This window comes from Streptomyces sp. NPDC054847, assembly GCF_053610925.1.
Genome location: NZ_JBSGZJ010000160.1, coordinates 1 through 14226 on the forward strand (window position 1 = coordinate 1; position 14226 = coordinate 14226).

The 14226-nt window shown below is 73.0% G+C and carries 12 protein-coding genes; 5 read left to right on the forward strand and 7 right to left on the reverse strand.

All coding sequences use genetic code 11. The features are described 5' to 3' along the window. Positions 1–52 precede the first annotated feature (52 nt). Together ACWGH4_RS17820 and ACWGH4_RS17825 are read right to left on the reverse strand one after the other, a co-directional pair. A complete protein-coding gene (locus tag ACWGH4_RS17820; protein WP_453461565.1) occupies positions 53–1276 on the reverse strand; it encodes an acetyl-CoA C-acetyltransferase in 1224 nt (407 codons plus the stop codon). A gap of 176 nt (positions 1277–1452) precedes the next feature. After that, complete coding sequence (locus tag ACWGH4_RS17825; RefSeq protein ID WP_453461568.1) at positions 1453–2370, reverse strand: LysR family transcriptional regulator; 918 nt, start codon at positions 2368–2370, stop codon at positions 1453–1455. Positions 2371–2503: 133 nt separating this feature from the next. Here ACWGH4_RS17825 and ACWGH4_RS17830 point away from each other — a divergent pair, with 133 nt between their 5' ends. The 4 genes from ACWGH4_RS17830 to ACWGH4_RS17845 all read left to right on the forward strand — a co-directional run bounded on the left by ACWGH4_RS17830 (position 2504) and on the right by ACWGH4_RS17845 (position 7394). Further along, a complete protein-coding gene (locus tag ACWGH4_RS17830; protein WP_453461592.1) occupies positions 2504–3421 on the forward strand; it encodes a CoA transferase subunit A in 918 nt (305 codons plus the stop codon). A gap of 67 nt (positions 3422–3488) precedes the next feature. Then, positions 3489–4259 carry a CoA-transferase subunit beta gene (locus ACWGH4_RS17835; RefSeq protein ID WP_441261838.1) on the forward strand — a complete coding sequence of 257 codons (771 nt, stop codon included), beginning with the start codon at positions 3489–3491 and terminating at the stop codon, positions 4257–4259. 192 nt (positions 4260–4451) lie between these two features. Continuing rightward, positions 4452–5987, forward strand: a complete 1536-nt coding sequence (locus ACWGH4_RS17840; protein WP_453461571.1) for a 3-hydroxyacyl-CoA dehydrogenase — start codon at positions 4452–4454, stop codon at positions 5985–5987. Positions 5988–6227: 240 nt separating this feature from the next. Next, positions 6228–7394: a pentapeptide repeat-containing protein gene (locus ACWGH4_RS17845; protein ID WP_453461574.1), complete on the forward strand. Its 1167-nt coding sequence runs from the start codon at positions 6228–6230 to the stop codon at positions 7392–7394. 31 nt (positions 7395–7425) lie between these two features. Here ACWGH4_RS17845 and ACWGH4_RS17850 read toward each other — a convergent pair whose 3' ends face one another. From ACWGH4_RS17850 to ACWGH4_RS17870, 5 genes are all read right to left on the reverse strand, one after another. Next, the gene (locus ACWGH4_RS17850; protein WP_453461577.1) at positions 7426–8697 is read right to left on the reverse strand and encodes an ROK family protein; all 1272 of its coding nucleotides are present in this window, start codon (positions 8695–8697) and stop codon (positions 7426–7428) included. 56 nt (positions 8698–8753) lie between these two features. Next, a complete protein-coding gene (locus tag ACWGH4_RS17855; RefSeq protein WP_453461580.1) occupies positions 8754–10199 on the reverse strand; it encodes an FAD-dependent oxidoreductase in 1446 nt (481 codons plus the stop codon). Beyond that, positions 10196–11383 (reverse strand): MAB_1171c family putative transporter, encoded by a 1188-nt coding sequence (locus tag ACWGH4_RS17860; protein ID WP_453461583.1) that lies wholly within the window; start codon positions 11381–11383, stop codon positions 10196–10198. The genes ACWGH4_RS17855 and ACWGH4_RS17860 overlap by 4 nt, the downstream gene beginning before the upstream one ends. 3 nt (positions 11384–11386) lie before the next feature. Next, entirely contained in the window at positions 11387–11917 is a 531-nt protein-coding gene (locus ACWGH4_RS17865) for a toxin-antitoxin system, toxin component (RefSeq protein ID WP_453461595.1), read from the reverse strand. A gap of 78 nt (positions 11918–11995) precedes the next feature. Further along, on the reverse strand, positions 11996–12643 hold the full coding sequence (locus tag ACWGH4_RS17870) for a helix-turn-helix domain-containing protein (protein WP_453461586.1): 648 nt from the start codon (positions 12641–12643) through the stop codon (positions 11996–11998). A 249-nt stretch (positions 12644–12892) separates the two neighbouring features. On the opposite strand from ACWGH4_RS17870, the gene ACWGH4_RS17875 reads away from it, so the two are divergent. Beyond that, entirely contained in the window at positions 12893–13972 is a 1080-nt protein-coding gene (locus tag ACWGH4_RS17875) for an MmyB family transcriptional regulator (protein ID WP_453461589.1), read from the forward strand. The last annotated feature ends 254 nt before the right edge of the window (positions 13973–14226 follow it).

Genomic DNA, 14226 nt, shown 5'->3' on the forward strand with positions numbered 1-14226 from the left:
GTGTCACCCGGGCCTCGCCGATGCGCGTGGGCGCTGTGTGCCGTTCCGCGCGTCAGGCCGTCACGCGCTCGAAGACGGCCGCCAGGCCCTGCCCGCCGCCGATGCACATGGTCTCCAGCCCGTAGCGGGCCTCACGGCGGCGCATCTCGTGTGCCAGGGTCGCCAGGATGCGGCCTCCGGTCGCGCCCACCGGGTGGCCCAGCGAGATGCCGGATCCGTTGACGTTGATCCGCTCGTGGTCGGCCTCCGACAGGCCGAGCTCCCGGGTGCACGCCAGGACCTGCGCGGCGAAGGCCTCGTTCAGCTCGATCAGGTCCAGGCCGGCGAGCTTCAGCCCGGCCCGGTCCAGCGCCGCCCGGGTCGCCGGTACGGGGCCGATGCCCATCGTCCCGGCGGGCACCCCGGCCCGGGCGAAGGACACCAGGCGCACCATCGGGGTCAGGCCCAGCCGCTCCGCGGTGCCGGCGCTCGTCACCAGGCAGGCCGCCGCCGCGTCGTTCTGCCCGCTGGCGTTGCCCGCCGTGACCGTCGCCTCCGGGTCGGAGCCGATGGTGAGGGGCCGCAGCGAGGCGAGCTTCTCCGCCGTGGTGTCCGGGCGCGGGTGCTCATCCGCCGAGACCAGCGTCTCCCCCTTGCGGCCGCGTACGGGGACGGGCACGATCTCGTCGTCGAACAGCCCGGTCCCCATGGCCCGGCCGGCCCGCTGCTGGGAGCGCAGCGCGAGGGCGTCCTGGTCCTCCCGGCTGATCCCGTACTCGCGGCGGAGGTTCTCCGCGGTCTCGATCATGCCGCCGGGCACGGGGTGGTTGATGCCGCCCGCGGTCACCCTGCCGCGTGCGAGCGAGTCGTGCAGCTGAAGGCCGGGGCCCTTGATGCCCCAGCGGCCGTCGTGGGTGTAGTACGGGGCCGCGCTCATCACCTCGACGCCGCCGGCGATCACCACGTCGCTGAAGCCGGCCCGGATCTGCATGGCCGCGTCCAGCACCGCCTGAAGGCCCGAGCCGCAGCGCCGGTCGACCTGCACCCCGGTCACGGACACCGGCAGCCCGGCGTCCAGGGCGGCCACCCGGCCGATCGCCGGGGCGTCGGACGTCGGATAGGCGTGACCGAGGATCACCTCGTCGACCCGGTCGGGGGCGATGCCGGTGCGGCGTACCACCTCCGCGATCACGTGCGCCGCGAGAGCCGCGGGGCGCAGGCTCGAGAGGGCGCCGCCGAACCTGCCGATCGGGGTGCGGAGCGGTTCGCAGATGACGACATCGGATTGACCGGACATGCGGTGGCCTTTCTGGGCACGGGCGGGTGATGCTCTGCCGACCCTTCCACCGGCCGCCGCGTCCGGTCCAATATCCGATCGGGTGCCGATTGAGACGGCGGACGAATCAATCGGACGGGCGGTGAGGGGCCGGTCCGCGTAGGGCGGTGAGCGTCGGTCGCGCCGGCGGTGAGGCGTCAGTCGCGCGGCACGCCGGCCGGTGCGGGGGGTGTCGGCAGCGCCTCGGCGGCCACCGCGAGCACACTGCGCAGGGCCGCCGACGGATTGTCGGTGCGCCAGGCGAGCGCGGCCTGGAGACGGGTCGGCGGGCCGGCCAGCGGCCGGTGCACCAGGCCCGTCTGCTGGATGTGCAGACAGGAGGAGAGAGTGAGCGTCACGCCCACGCCCGCCGCCACCAGCGCCAGGATCGTGTACGAGTCCGGGGCCTCCTGCACCACCCGCGGATGGAACCCGGCGTCCTCGCAGGCCCGGAACGTGGCATCGCGCAGCGTTGAGCCGGCGTTCGCGGGGAAGCTGACGAACGGCTCCGCGGCCAGGTCGGCCACCGCGATCCGCTCACGGCTCGCGAGCGGATGGTCCTGCGGCAGCGCGCACAGCAGCTCCTCCTCGCCGATCACCCGCGTCTCGACACCGGGCCGGCCGGCCGGCAGCCGTACGAAGCCCAGGTCGAGCGAGCCGTCCGCGACCTTGGCCAGGGCGACATCCGCGTACGTCTGGCCCTGCATGACCAGCTCCAGGCCGGGATGGGCGGCCCGGACCGCCCGGGTGAGCAGCGGCAGGGAGTGGTGCGAGGAGGCGCCGGCGAAGCCGACCGTGACGCGCCCGTACTCTCCCTGGCCCGCCGCCTTCGCCACCCGTACGGCGATGTCCAGATCGTCCAGGACGGTGCGTACCGGCTTGAGGAAGGACTGCCCCGCGCTGGTGAGCCGCACCGAGCGGGTGTTGCGCTCGAAGAGCTGCACGCCGAGCTCGCGCTCCAGCTGGCGGATCTGCTGGCTCAGTGGCGGCTGAGCCATCTGGAGCCGTCTGGCGGCGCGGCCGAAGTGGAGTTCCTCGGCGACCGCGAGAAAGGAGGTCAGATAGCGCAGTTCCACGGTCGTCCCGTTCCGTTCCGTCCGGATCCACTGGACGCCCGGTGGCTATTTCTCCTGACGTCTCAATGCGACCTTAATTTGGTATTGGACAGTAATCAATGGTGCTGGCAGCGTGTGGGCCGTGGACAAGACCATGACGATGAAGGACGCGATCGCCTCGTTCGTGCACGACGGCGACACGGTGTCCCTCGAAGGCTTCACCCATCTCATCCCGACGGCCGCCGGCCACGAGATCATCCGCCAGGGCCGCAGGAACCTCACGGTGGTGCGGATGACGGCGGACATCGTGGTGGACCAGCTGCTCGCGGGCGGCTGCGTCACCAAGCTGGTCTCCTCCTTTGTCGGCAACTCCTCGGCCGGCTCGCTCGGAGAGCTCCGGCGGCGTATCGAGTCCGCCGACCCCGAACCGCTGGAGTTCGAGGAGTACAGCCACTACGGGATGATCTGCCGCTATCTCGCCGGCGCCCAGCGGCTGCCCTTCCACCCGCTGCGCTCCTACGCCGGAAGCGACCTCCCCTCTGTCAACCCCGGGATCCGCAAGGTCACTTCGCCCTACCCCGGCCCGGACGGCGCCACGGAGGAGATCTACGTGGTCCCGCCGGTCAACCCGGACGTGACCATCGTCCACGCGCAGCGCGCGGACCGCTCCGGCAACACCCAGGTGTGGGGCCTCACCGGCGTCCAGGCGGAGGCGGTCTACGCCGCGAAGAAGGCCGTCGTGGTGGTGGAGGAGATCGTCGAGGACGAGGTGGTGCGCTCGGACCCCAACCGGACCGCCATCCCCTCGCACGCGGTCCATGCCGTCGTCGCCTGCCCGCGCGGCGCCCACCCGTCCTTCGCCCAGGGCTACTACGACCGGGACAACGCCTTCTACCGGTCCTGGTCGCAGATCAGCAAGGACCCCGTCCGGCTGCGGGACTGGATGGCCGAGTGGGTCCACGGCACCCGCGACCACGCCGAGTACGTCGCCAAGCAGGGCGAGGAGTTCTGGGCGGGGCTGGCCGTGGGCGAGGCGATGAGCCTGCCCGTGAACTACGGACGACGGCTGTGACCGCGCCACCGGCGGACGCACAGCCGGACCGAGGGCCGAACGACGACCGAACGACGGAGAGAAGAAGATGACAGCCGCCGGCACCGCGACCTCCTCGGAGCTCCTCTCCGTCGTCGCGTCCCGTGAACTCGCCGGGCGACGGACCGTGTTCGCCGGGATCGGCCTGCCCACGCTGGCCGCCTCCCTCGCCCACCTCACCGTCGCGCCTCGCCTCGAGATCGTCTACGAGTCGGGCGTCTGCGGCGCACACCCCTCCCAACTGCCCGAGACGATCGCCGACGCGGTCCTCATCACCGGCGCGGAGGCCGTCCTGTCGATGGCGACCCTCTTCGGCTCGGTCCTCCAGGGCGGGCACATCGACGTCGGCTTCCTCGGGGCCGCCCAGATCGACCGCCACGGCAATCTCAACTCCTCCGTCATCGGCGACTGGGACAGGCCGAAGGTCCGCCTCCCCGGCTCCGGCGGTGCCATGGAGGTCATGGCCAACTCGGGCGAGGTGTTCGTGGTGATGCGCCGTCACGACCCCCGCTCGTTCGTGGCCGCACTCGACTTCTGCACCTCGCCGGGCCCCGACCGGGCGCTCGCCGACGGCATCACGCCGCGCGGCGCGGGAGTCACCCGCGTCATCACCGACCTGGGCATCCTCGCCCGGGCGGGCGCGGGGGAGGAGCTGCGGCTGGTCGCCGTGCATCCGGGCGTCACCGTCGACCAGGTCCGCGCCGCCACCGGCTGGGACCTCCAGGTCGCCGACGAGGTCGACACCGTCGAACCGCCCACCGCGGCCGAACTGCGGCTGCTCCGGGAGGACGTCGACCCCGGTCGCGTCTATCTGCGCTGAGACACGGCCGGGCGGACACCACGGTCGCGCGGACGACGTGACGCGCGGCTGTACGCGGGCGCCGCACGCACACTCGCACCGCACGCACACTCGCACCGCACGCACACTCGCGCCGTACGTACGACGCAGCGCAGCAGGCGCCGTACCAACGCGCGCACCGGACACGAGCAACGCAGGGACGAGGGAAACCGTATGCGTATCAGAGTCGTCGGGGCCGGGGTCATGGGCCGGGGGATCGCCCAGTGGGCCGTGACCGCCGGACACACCGTCGAACTGGCCGACGCCCGGCCGGAGTCCGTGGACGAGGCCGTCGGGTTCGTCACCGGGATGCTCGGCCGCGCCGTCGAGAAGGGGCGCACCTCCGCCGAGGACGCCGCCGCCGCGGCGCAGCGGCTGGTGCCGCTGCGGTCCCCGCTGGCTCCCGGCGACGGCGTCGACCTCGTCGTCGAGGCGGTGCTGGAGGACCTGTCGGTCAAGACCGAGCTCCTCACGGGCCTGGAGAGGGTCCTGCCGGCGTCGGCGGTCTTCGCGACCAACACCTCATCGCTGTCCGTCACCCGCATCGCCGCCGGGCTGGCCGACCCGACGCGGCTGGCCGGGCTGCACTTCTTCAACCCCGTACCGCTGATGAGGATCGCCGAGGTGATCCCCGGCGCCGCCACCCGCCCCGCCGTGGTGCCGTTCCTCGTCGATCTCGTGGAGAGGAGCGGACACCGCGCGGTCGTGGTCGCCGACACCCCCGGCTTCCTCGTCAACCACGCGGGGCGGGGCCTGATCACCGAGGCGCTGGCCCTGCTGGAGGAGGACGTCGCCGACGTGGCCGGCATCGACCGGATCGCCCGTGACGTACTCGGACTGCGCATGGGTCCCTTCGAGCTCACCGATCTCACCGGGCTCGACGTCACCGCCTCCGTCATCGACACGGTCTGGCAGGGATTCCGCCACTCGGAGCGCCTCCGCCCGTCGTACCTCACACCGAACCGGGTGGCCGCCGGCCTGCACGGCCGCAAGACCGGCCGCGGCTTCTACGACTACGGTCCCGACGCGCCGGGCGCCCCCGCGGAGCCGCCGGTCACCGGCGACGCCGCCCGGCCGGTGCATGTGCCCGACGCGGCGCACGACGCGCAAGAAGTACGCCGCGTCCTGCGTGCCGCCGGCGCCGTCCTCGACGAGGGGCCACGGCCGGGCGACCGTGCCGTGGTGCTCGTGCCCGTGTGGGGCACCACCGTCGCGGCGGCCGTCGCAGAGCTCGGCCTGCCCGCCGGCCGCACGCTCGGTGTCGATCCGCTCTCCCTGGACACGCCCCGGCGGGTGCTCGCCATGACGCCCGCCTCGGACCCCGACGCGGTACGCGACGCAAGGGCCGTGCTGGCCCGGTCCGACGACGCAGCCGCGCCGGTGTCCGTGTCCGTCGTGCGCGACACCGCCGGATCGGTCGCCCAGCGCCTGCTCGCCTCCATCGTCTCGGTCGCGGCGTCGATCGCCGAGCGCGCGATCGCCGCGCCCGCCGACATCGATCTCGCCGTCACCGCCGGCCTCGGCTACCCGCACGGTCCGCTCGCCTGGGGCGACCGGACCGGCGCGGCCCGGATGCTGGCGCTGCACCGCGCCCTGTACGGGACGACGGGCGATCCGCGCTACCGGCCGACGCGGTGGGTCACCGAACGGGCCCAGCTCGGCCTGCCCTTGACGGAGGCGGGCGCGGCGCCGCCGCATACGGCGGTGTGACGCCGATGCGCTACGACCCGGCCGGTGTGCCACCCGGGCGATCCGGGGCGCGGCGGACCTGCTGGGGGCTCGACGCCGGAGTCACCGGGCTCACCCCGGGCGACCCGTGGGGCACAGGACCCGCTCGGGGAGCTCGACGGCGGGGTCGCCCGGAGGCGTCGGACCAACGGCTCTTCGAGCGCTGAGCCGTTCCGCCCCGCAGGCCACCGCTGCCCGTCGGTGCCCTAGGCTTCCATGCCCATGGAGACAGGGGGGTCCGGCCGTAGCCGCGGGGCGTCGCGCGAACGGCCCGTCATACGTCGTGCGATCGTCGCCCTGCTGGCCGGGACAGCGGTTCCCGCCGTTCTGGGCGCGGTACTGATCGTCCTGCCGGGCGTGATCGTCGACCATGACCTCGCCGGGGCGAGCGTCGCCGCGCAGGACCGGCTCAAAGCGGTCAACGACGTCCGTACGACGCTGTTGCAGGCCGTCGGCGGAATGGTCCTGCTGTTCGGCGCGTACGCCACTTGGCGGCAACTGGGCGTCAGCCAGGCCGGCTTGCGCGCGACGCAGGAGGGCTACCTCACCGACCGGTTCAGCACGGCCGTCGACCAGCTCGGCAGCGACAAGCTGGAAACACGCATCGGCGGGCTCCACGCGCTGTGGCGGATCGCGGAGCACTCCGCCCGCGACCGCGAGGCCGTCATCTCCATCCAGGCCGCGTACCTGCGTACCCATCTGCCCTGGCCGCCCACCGGACCGCGGGCGCCGGCGGCGGACGTGCCCATCAACGACGTCGTGCCGCTGGAGGTCCGCGCCCCCGACGCGCAGGTGGCGCTCACCGGACTCGGCGTGCTGCTGATCCATCCGAGGGAACAGTCCTGGGTCAACCTCGGCGTCACGGACCTGCGCCGGGCCGACTGCGACGGGCTGTGGCTGCACGAGGTCAACCTCGACCGGTCCTGCATGGAGGCGGCCGGGCTGTACCACGCCAACCTGACGCAGGCGTCCCTCGTCTCGGTCGACCTGCGGCACGCCGACCTCAAGACGGCGATCCTGCGCCGGGCCCGCTGCGTCCTGGCCGACCTGCGGGGCGCGCGGCTGGTCGAGTCCGACCTGCGTGACGCGGACTTCACCGAGGCGGACCTGCGTGAGGCGAACCTCCGCAAGGCCGACGCGGGCGGCGCCGTGTTCCGCAGCGCCGACCTGCGCCTGGCCGACCTGCGCGGCACCGATCTGAGCACGGCCGACCTTCTTCAGACACGTCTGACCGGCGCCGTGGCGAGCGAGCGCACTCGCTGGCCCGCCGGCTTCGACCACGCGGCCGCCGGCGTGGTCGTCACCGAGGATCCCGGCCCGGAACCGCCGCCGCTGCTCCAGCCCTCCGGCATCACGACACAGCACCCGCCCCTGCGGTCCCTGCCCTGACGGTGACCGCCGTACGGGGACAGGCGCTCCGTCACGCCGGCTGGCGCGGCGCGTACGCCACCGGGTCGGCCAGGACGTCCTGGACGACGAGGGCCGCCGCCCCCCGGGCGGCGTCCGCCGCGGGGGAGGACGCCCGCAGGCGGGCGCTGGTCGGGGACCACAGGCCGGAGACGACGCGCGCCCCCAGCTCCGTGCCCGTCGGCGGGCCCAGCCACGGCATCAGGGGCCGGTAGACCCCGCCGAGCACGACCGCGTCCGGGTCGAAGAGGTTCACCGCGCCGGACAACGCCCGGCCCAGCGCCCTGCCCGCCCCGGACAGCGCGGCCAGCGCCGCGTCGTCGCCCGCCCGTGCACGGGCTTCCAGTTCCGCCATGCCCGCCGCGCCGGCGTTTTCGTCGAGGCCCGCCGCGCGCAGCAGCGCGGCCTGCCCGGCGTACTGCTCCAGGCAGCCGCGGGATCCGCACCGGCACAGCGGGCCGTCGTCCGAGACGGAGACATGACCGATCTCGCCGGCGAACCCGTTCGCCCCGCGCAGCAGTTCGCCGTCCAGCACCAGCGCGCCGCCGACCCCGATCTCACCCGTGAGGTACAGGAAGCTGCGCACGTCGCCGAGGCCGCCGAACCACAGCTCGGCGAGCGCGGCGAGGTTCGCCTCGTTCTCGGAGCGCACCGGCAGGGCGGGCAGGCCCGGCCGCAGCGCGGCGAGGGCCTCGGCGAACGGGGTCTCCGCGGGGACGGAGGTCCAGCCGAGGTTGGGCGCCTGCAGCACCGAGCCGCTGGAGATCAGGCCCGGCAGGGCCAGCTCCGCGCCGACCGGCCGCAGTTCCTGCTCCGTCGCCGACGCCAGAGCGCGGGCCGCGATCCGGGCGGCGCGGCCGAACACCTCCGCCGGTGCGGCGCCCCGGTTGTCCAGATGCTCCACGAGCCGCACCCGGTCGGTGCCGGCGAGGTCGACGACGCACACCGCGACGTAGTCGACGTTGATCTCCACGCCGATGCCCGCGAGGCCGGTGCGCGCGACCTTGAGCACCGTGCCCGGACGGCCCGCCTGGCCGCTGAACGTCTTGCCCGACTCGGACAGGAAGCCGCTCTCGATCAGCTGCTCGACCAGCGAGGAGACGGCGGCACGGGTCAGCCCCACGCGTGCGGCGACACCGGCGCGGGTGGCCTCGACCTGGTCGCGCACCGTGCGCAGGACCAGGCTGAGGTTGTGCCGGCGCACCGTCTCGCGGTCGGCCTTCGGCTCCATCGGAGTCCGGCCGCCCGTCCCGGCGCGGGTGCTGCCTGAGTGATTGCCGTTCATATTGCCGCTGAGCCTAGGCGATGCCTGTGACGTGCCGGTCGCCGATCCCCGCCGCGTCAGGCGTCGGCCGGGTCCGCCTCCCGCTCACCGCGCGGTTCCCGCGCGATGCGCAGCTCGTCGTCGCTCAGCGGCGGCCCGGTCAGCGGCTTCAGCGCCGGGCCGCGGAGCACCGCGAGCGCGATCTCCGGCTTCAGCAGGGAACCGGTCGGCGCGGACAGGGTCATCACGTCGAACAGGGCCTTGGCGACGAGTGGCCGTCCCGTCGCGGTGAGCATCAGCCGGTCGACGTAGTGCCGGAGCACCTTCGCCGCGGCGCCCGGGTCCTTGCCGATCGCCCCGGGATAGAGGATGTCCTGTCCTGTGGCCAGGTCCCACGCCGTGCCGACCGGCCCGGCGAGCGAACGCTGCACGCGGCGGGCGAGCCCGGGGGAGCCCATGCCGTGCAGGGCCAGCGCCCGCCGCAGCGCGAGGACGCCCTGGGCGGCGACCGACATGCCGTGCCCGTAGACGGGGTTGTACGTGGCGACCGAGTCGCCGACGGCGACGAAGCCCTCCGGCCAGTCGCGCAGCTTCTCGTAGTAGCGGCGGCGGTTGACGGTGCTCCGGGAGACGACGACGTCCGTCAGGGGTTCGGCATGGGCGATGAGCTCGGCGACGACGGGATGGCGGACGGAGCGGGCGAAGTCCTCGAACTCGTCGGCGGCGTTCGTGGGCTGTCCGCCACGCGTGCCGGACAGCGTCACCAGCCACCGGCCGCCCTCGACGGGCACGATCGTGGCCGTGCAGCCCGGCCTGGGCTCACGGGCGTCGGCCTGCACATTGACGACCGGGTACTCCTCCGAGCCCGCGGGGGCGCGGAAGATCCTGCTGGCGTAGGCGAGCCCGGAGTCGACCTTCTCCTCCCGGACCTCGCCGACGCCCAGCGCCTTCAGCCACTCGGGGGCCCGCGACCCCCGGCCGCTCGCGTCGACGACCAGGTCGGCGGGGAGCACCCGCTCGCCTGTCTCCTCGCCGCGCACCCGTACGCCGCTGACCCGGCCGGCGGCGCCTTCCAGGCCCAGCAGTTCGGTCCGCCGCAGGACGGTGACCCGCGGGCTCGTGAGCACCTGGTCCCGTACGACCCAGTCGAGCAGGTCCCGACTGCAGGCGATGAGGAACTGCATCTCCGGGAAGCGGCGGAACCAGCCCTGTGCCGACATCGACACCAGCCCGGTCGGCAGCGGGATCCGGCGGGCGCCCGCGGCGAGCCAGCGGTCCGTGGTGCCCGGCAGCAGCGACTCGATCGCCCGTGCCCCGCCCGACCACAGCAGGTGCGCGTGGTGCGCCTGGGGGAGGCTCCTGCGCGGTACCGGCCCCTCCGGCAGGACGTCGCGCTCGACGACCGTGACCTCCTCGGCGTATTCGCGAAGGACGCCGGCCGTCAGCATGCCGGCCAGGCCGCCGCCGATGACCACGGCTCTGCGCGGTCTGTTCCTGCTGGTTCTCACGGGATCGCTGCTCATAGGGTGCTGCTCTCTGACCTGGCCGTACGCAGGCGTGCTGCCGCGACGACGGGTGAATGACGCAGGGCGAGGGACATGCGCACCAGATCACGCGGTCCCGCGGCTGCGACGGAGGTGTAGGCCTCTGCCGACCTGACGATCCGCCCCTCGGGGTCGGCGGCGCGGGCCTGCAATGCCGCGGCGACCATCGCCGCGTCCGCGATCGCGTCCGCCTGCCTGGGGTCGGCCCCTTCGGCGACCGCCTGGTCGTAGGCGTTCGCCCGCAGGACGCGGTCGAAGTACGGGTCGAGCTGGAGCATGCCGTCGTGGATGTCGGACTCCCGCTGCGTCACCCGCAGCTCGACCGGAGACAGCCATGAGATCCGCACCGAGGGGCTGTGGTCCGGGGCGGCGGAACGCAGCTCGCGCCACAGCGTTCCGAGCCGCCGGTAGGCGGCCCAGGCGTGCCAGCTGTCGGACAGCCGCTGGCCCGCGAGCGGCAGCACGAAGCCGACGGCGCTCAGCAGCGCGCCGACCGAGGCGAGCGGCGGCGCGGCGAGCGTGGACAGGTGGTCCCAGTCGTGGCCGGCCCAGCGGGCGCCGACGGCGGACGACTTGGTGACTCCGTAGGCGAGGTTGAACAGCGATCCGACGACGATGGTCACCAGCCCGCCGCGGAGCCAGCCGCGGACCTTCAGCGACCAGCGCCAGCACAGCACGGTCATGCCCACGGCGGCGACGCTGTGGGCGGCCAGGTAGAGCGCGATCATCTCGCGCATGTACGGCGTCCTGGCGTAGTAGGTGTCCAGGTCCCGCAGGCGTTCCACCGGGGCGTCGCCCAGGGCGAAGAGCACGATGAGCGCCACGACGACGACGCTGTACGCGCCCATCCAGCGCAGGGAGATCCGGCGGGTCTCCTCGGGCGGTCCGCCGCGCCAGTTGACGAGGAGGACCAGGCAGGAGGCGCTGAACGCGGAGAGGATGCAGTAGACCAGCGGGGCCGAGATGTTGGGGACGCCGGTGATGCGGTTGACCTCGGCGATGGTCGGCGGTGCGGCGAAGAAGAACGTGGACGCGCCGAGCACGAGCAGGGCGCAGACGGACCGGAGGAGCGGGTCGCGCCAGTCGCGCCGCATTCCCGGGATTTTGAACGCGAGTGCGATTCCGAGGGCGGCTGCGGGGATGTAGTAGTCCGGTCCGTTCACGCCTCAGCCCTGTGGCCCGCGGTATCCCAGCGACGCCTCGATGCGGCCGGCCAGCCCGTCGCGCCGGACCGGGCCCCTTCCGTTCGAACCGGCCAGCCAGGCGCGGCACTTGCTGCCGAGCAGCAGGCCGAAGCTCTCGGCCTCGTTCTCCTCGGCCTGGTCGAAGCGGGTGCGGGCGGCGACCTTCAGGACGGTCGCCTGGAGGTCGGCCTCGTCGGACAGCAGCCGTGCGGCGACGGCGGCGCCCTCGACGTGGTGGCTGCAGTGCCCGGCCTTCATGTGCCACAGCTCGTGGCCGAGAATCACCAGCTGGTGGTCGGGAGCGGTGCGCTCCTCGATCACTACGAGGTCCTGCTCGGCCATGTCGAGCCACAGTCCGCTGGCGGTGCCCGGAGGGAAGGACGCCATGCGGTAACGCACGGGCCTGCCACGGCGTTTGCTCATGCCCTGGCACAGGGCGGAGTAGAGGTCCGCGGGTTCTGCCGGTGCGGGCAGATCGATTCCGCCGACCAGCTCGCCGCACAGCCGGCGCATCTCTTTGCCTATGCTCACCGTTCTCCCCTCCCCGTCAGAACCTGTTGAGACACGTACAAATCCAAGCCTGTCCGGAAATCAGGGCTCCGTGGGCGTGTCAGGCGCCGGTTTCACGCTCTCCAGAAGCATGTCGAGCCATTCGGTCACCTTGTCCCGGTGCTTGTCGGTGGGCAGTTGCGCCGCGCGCCAGGCGATGCCGCGTACGCCGTGGTCCTGGAGCAGCCGCTCCAGCGGGTCGCCGTCCCCCGCGTAGTCGTGCAGCAGACTCTGCTCCGTGCGCTGGAGGGCGCTGTCGAGCGCGTCGGCGTCGTCTGCGGTCAGGAACCCGGCGTGCACCTTGAAGAAGCGCTGGATCGCGTCACAGTGCTCCATCGTCGGCCGGCGGTCGCCGTTGATGAGCGCACCCGCCTGCTGGCGCGACATCCCCGCGCCGTCGGCGATCTCCTGCTGGGTGTACCGGCGGCCGTTTGCCTTGAGCCGGGTACGTCGCAGCAGGTCGAAGCGTTGCAGGAAACGCGCCTGGAGGTCCGGTTCGCCGGCCGGCCGTCCGTCGAGGAGGGCCCGCACGACGTCGGCGGGAACCCCCGACGCCTCGGACAGCTTCTGGACGTCGAAGACCTCGCTGTGGCTCATTCCGAGCTTGTCCGCAAGTTCGGCGACCCGGGCAACCGATGCCGCCAGAGGGCCTGTGGCCGTCGGACCCGGAACCGAGAAGCCGTCTGTCACCAGTAGGTCTCCTAGATCACGCGAGATAGCCCCGCATCCTATGGGGCTGCCGGAAGTTAACCCTATTCAGGTCACGACAGCCAAGGTCTTGCCACAGCTGTGGCGCGAATTGAGCGCTCAGCGGCGTGGAATGCCACGATAGTTGACATCCCCTTGTTCGCGGTAGCAGGATCGCCACGCGGTGTGAAGATCCAAAGGGTGCCGGCGCAGCGGGACTTGCGGCCGGCTCCGAGAAGGGTGGCGTTCTCGATGACACATGAGGCGGGCGTCGAACGCCGGGGTGTCCAAGGACGCCTCAGCCCCGTCGGCGCCGCGCGGGCCACGGCCCGTACGAAGAGGCTCGGGGACGCCCTCAAGCGACGCCGTGAGGAACTGGGCCTGAGCCTCGAGGAGGTCGCGGCCCGCCTCGGCATCACCGCCTACACCTACGCCACCTGGGAACGCACCCCGGGCCGGCAGTGGCCCGAGGACACGCTCTGCGCCCTGATCGACGCCCTGGAACTCAACGACCAGCAGGGCGGGCGGCTGCTGCGCCTCGCCGTCGACCGTGACGCGCCGGTGCAGTACGACTCCTTCGGCGGGGAGACACCCGTCAGGCCGTCAGGTCCGGTGCCGCCCTCACGTCCGGTGCGCCGCCCGGCGCCGTCCGGACCCGCCGCGCCGGTACCGCCGCCGGTGCCCGTCCGTCCGCCCGAGCCCAGGCCGCCGTCGCGGCCGGAGGAGCCCTCGGACCCCGGGACGCAGGCCTATCTGCGGGACTACGCCACGATGATGGACGCGGTGCCGCTGCCTTCCGTGCTCTTCGACCGGCACTGGGACGTCGCCCACGCCAACCCCGCCTTCGATGCCCTCTTCCGTGACATCGGACCCCACCCGACCGCCATGCCGGACCGCAACTTCCTGCGGTTCGTGCTCTTCCACCCCGACGCGCGCACGGTGCTCGGCGAGCACGAGACGAGCTGGTGCCTGCCGTTGATGGCGCAGCTGGCCGCGGCCCTCGACAAGCACGGCGACGACGATGCGCTTCAAGCCATTCGTGACGACATCGCCGACGACCCGATCATGGACGCCGCCTACCGGTGCGGGCTGCCGCACTGGATGAGCGCCGTGGGCGCGCTCGCGATCCACCACGACGGAGCCGTGCGGCCGGTGAACCATCCGGATCCGCGCTGGGGCCGCACCCAGTGCAGGATCATCGACGAGACGCCGACGACCCTGCGGGACAAGGAGTACACCCGGATGACGCTCGTCCTGAGGGAGAACCGGTCGAGCGCGGTGCCCGGCGTACGCCGGGGCAAGACCCACCTGCGGGCCGTCTCCGGCGGCTGACCGGAGGCCCAGGTCGTGCCGGTCCCGGCGCCGCCTCCGCGGTCGGCACCGAGGCCCGTCACCGGACCCTCCGTGCTCGGCACCGACGCACCTCCACGGCCGTCACCGGACCTTCCGTGCTCGGCACCGACGCACCTCCACGGCCGTCGCCGGAGGCACGTACGCGTAGCCGGCGAGTCCCGCAGCGACGTACCTCTGCTGCGGGAACGAGCAGCCCGGCTCGCCGCCGGCGCTGTCGGCCGAGACCGAAAAGC